This window comes from Bacteroidota bacterium (assembly GCA_034723125.1).
In the GTDB taxonomy this organism is placed as follows: domain Bacteria; phylum Bacteroidota; class Bacteroidia; order CAILMK01; family JAAYUY01; genus JAYEOP01.
The window spans coordinates 7,205-9,241 of the sequence record JAYEOP010000112.1 but is presented as its reverse complement, the minus strand read 5'-3'; the positions used below and the strand labels follow the sequence as shown (position 1 = coordinate 9,241).

The window sequence follows — 2,037 nt, the reverse complement described above, 5'->3', positions numbered from 1 at the left end:
GACTGAAGACTGTGGACTGAGAACTAAAAATTAAAAACTAAAAAAGAATTATGTACAAATATTTATTCGGACCTGTACCATCAAGACGACTGGGAATGTCGCTCGGTATTGACCTTGTTCCACATAAGGTGTGCACTCTAAATTGTGTTTATTGCGAATGTGGAAAAACTACAGATTTAACAACTGAAAGGAAGGAATATGTTCCTTACAAAAAGGTAATTGAGGAGCTGGAACATTTCATGAACAACAATCCTGCACCCGATTACATTACTTTTTCGGGTTCGGGTGAGCCTACTCTTAATTCACGAATTGGAGATATTGTTGAATTTATCAAACAAAATTATCCTAAAATTTCGCTTGCTTTACTAACAAATGGCACTTTACTTAATGACAAAAAAGTTAGAGCAGAGATTTTAAAAACCGATGTCGTACTTCCATCTTTAGATGCAGCATCAAAAAAGGCATATCTTAAAATTAACAGACCATTTCATTCATTAGATTTAACTGAATATATTAAGGGTTTAGTAGAATTTAGAAAGGAATACAATGGAAAAATATGGCTAGAAGTTCTTATAATTCCTGATTATAATGATGATAAAGAAAATTTAAAATTACTTAAAGAAGCCTTTTTAAAAATCAAGCCTGAAAGCATTCAATTAAATTCTCTTGACAGACCCGGAGTAATTGACAGTTTAAGGACAATAAGCAGACAAGAATTGCAAGAAATTGCAAACTTTTGGAATTTAGATAATGTTGAAATCATTGCTTCTGCTCCTGAAAGAAAAGATATTAAATCATATCGTTCTGATACTGAATCGGCTATTTTAGAAACAATTTTTAGAAGACCTTGTACCCTTGATGACCTTACTGAGATTTTGGGAATGCATAGAAACGAGCTAAACAAATACCTTGATGTTTTGGATGCAGAAAAGAAAATTGAAATGATAAGACAGGAACGAGGAGTATTTTATCAAACAAAAAAGACAAATTAATTTATCAAGGGGACTTCTAATAATTACTTCGCATCAAGATTGTCAGGATTTTTTATAGACGATTCAGATTTTTGTAGCACTATCGGGATAATGCAAGAAAATATGAAGAAGTATATAATTCCGAAATTTCGGAATGACAGCCCTTTGGGAACGAAGATAATAAACAATCTGACTTCGCCAAAATATTTTCCAATAGCTATGGCTATTAAAAAATATTTGTGGCTCGCATATAATTCATTATCTTCGTTTCTTGAAAGAAAGTAATTATTAGAAGTCCCCTTAAACAAAATAGAAAAAATTATGAAAATTGCATTTACATCCAAAGGAACAAAATGGGATTCAAAGATGGACCCTCGATTTGGAAGAACAGAATTTATTTTAATTTATGATGAAGAAAAGGATGAATTTAAAGATTTTGACAACAGGGAAATAGAAGGTGAAGCACATGGTGCAGGACCAAAAACAGCCCAAAACTTGTTTAAACTCAAACCAGATGTGTTAATTACCGGAAACGGACCTGGTGGAAATGCTTCAACAGTACTTGAAAGTATAGGAATGAAAATCTTTATCGGAGCAGGCAACATGACGGTAAAAGAAGCTTTTGATGCTTATAAAAAGGATGAGCTAAAAAAGTTTTAATTCAAAAGAATTGTAACTTTACACCTTAATTTAACCGAAATGAAAAAATAAAAAAATATGAAAACAAAAGAAGAAGTATTAGAAATAATATCAAATGTAAAACATCCTGCAATTGATTATTCCTTAGTTGATTTAGGAATGATAAAAAATATTGAAGTAAAAGATAATATTGTAAAACTAATTTTTGTTTTTCCTTTTCCAAATATACCGATTGCTGATGCTTTAATTAATTCTATTGCAATGCCACTTAGAGCCTCTGGTTATGAGTTAGAACATGAAATAGTAGTAATGACAGAGGAAGAAAAGGCTACATTTATGCGAATGGAAACAGAAGCGTGGAGAGGGTAAATCATTAAAGAAGTACTTAGAGTACTTAAAGTGCCTAAAGTACTTATGAGTTAAAAAC

At 31.5% G+C, this 2,037-nt stretch carries 4 protein-coding genes; all 4 read left to right on the top strand.

The features are described from left to right. The first annotated feature begins 50 nt into the window (after positions 1-50). The gene (locus U9R42_03400) at positions 51-992 is read left to right on the top strand and encodes a radical SAM protein (GenBank protein ID MEA3495062.1); all 942 of its coding nucleotides are present in this window, start codon (positions 51-53) and stop codon (positions 990-992) included. Between the two features lie 102 nt (positions 993-1,094). After that, positions 1,095-1,256, top strand: a complete 162-nt coding sequence (locus U9R42_03395) for a hypothetical protein (protein ID MEA3495061.1) — start codon at positions 1,095-1,097, stop codon at positions 1,254-1,256. A 36-nt stretch (positions 1,257-1,292) separates the two neighbouring features. Beyond that, positions 1,293-1,631: a NifB/NifX family molybdenum-iron cluster-binding protein gene (locus U9R42_03390; protein ID MEA3495060.1), complete on the top strand. Its 339-nt coding sequence runs from the start codon at positions 1,293-1,295 to the stop codon at positions 1,629-1,631. A 57-nt stretch (positions 1,632-1,688) separates the two neighbouring features. Beyond that, positions 1,689-1,979 (top strand): iron-sulfur cluster assembly protein, encoded by a 291-nt coding sequence (locus U9R42_03385; protein ID MEA3495059.1) that lies wholly within the window; start codon positions 1,689-1,691, stop codon positions 1,977-1,979. Positions 1,980-2,037 lie beyond the last annotated feature (58 nt).

Excerpts from the sequence above, each read along its gene's own strand:
- U9R42_03400 (MEA3495062.1), top strand. The coding sequence starts at position 51 with ATGTACAAATATTTATTCGGACCTGTACCATCAAGACGACTGGGAATG.
- U9R42_03395 (MEA3495061.1), top strand. The coding sequence starts at position 1,095 with ATGAAGAAGTATATAATTCCGAAATTTCGGAATGACAGCCCTTTGGGA.
- U9R42_03390 (MEA3495060.1), top strand. The coding sequence starts at position 1,293 with ATGAAAATTGCATTTACATCCAAAGGAACAAAATGGGATTCAAAGATG.
- U9R42_03385 (MEA3495059.1), top strand. The coding sequence starts at position 1,689 with ATGAAAACAAAAGAAGAAGTATTAGAAATAATATCAAATGTAAAACAT.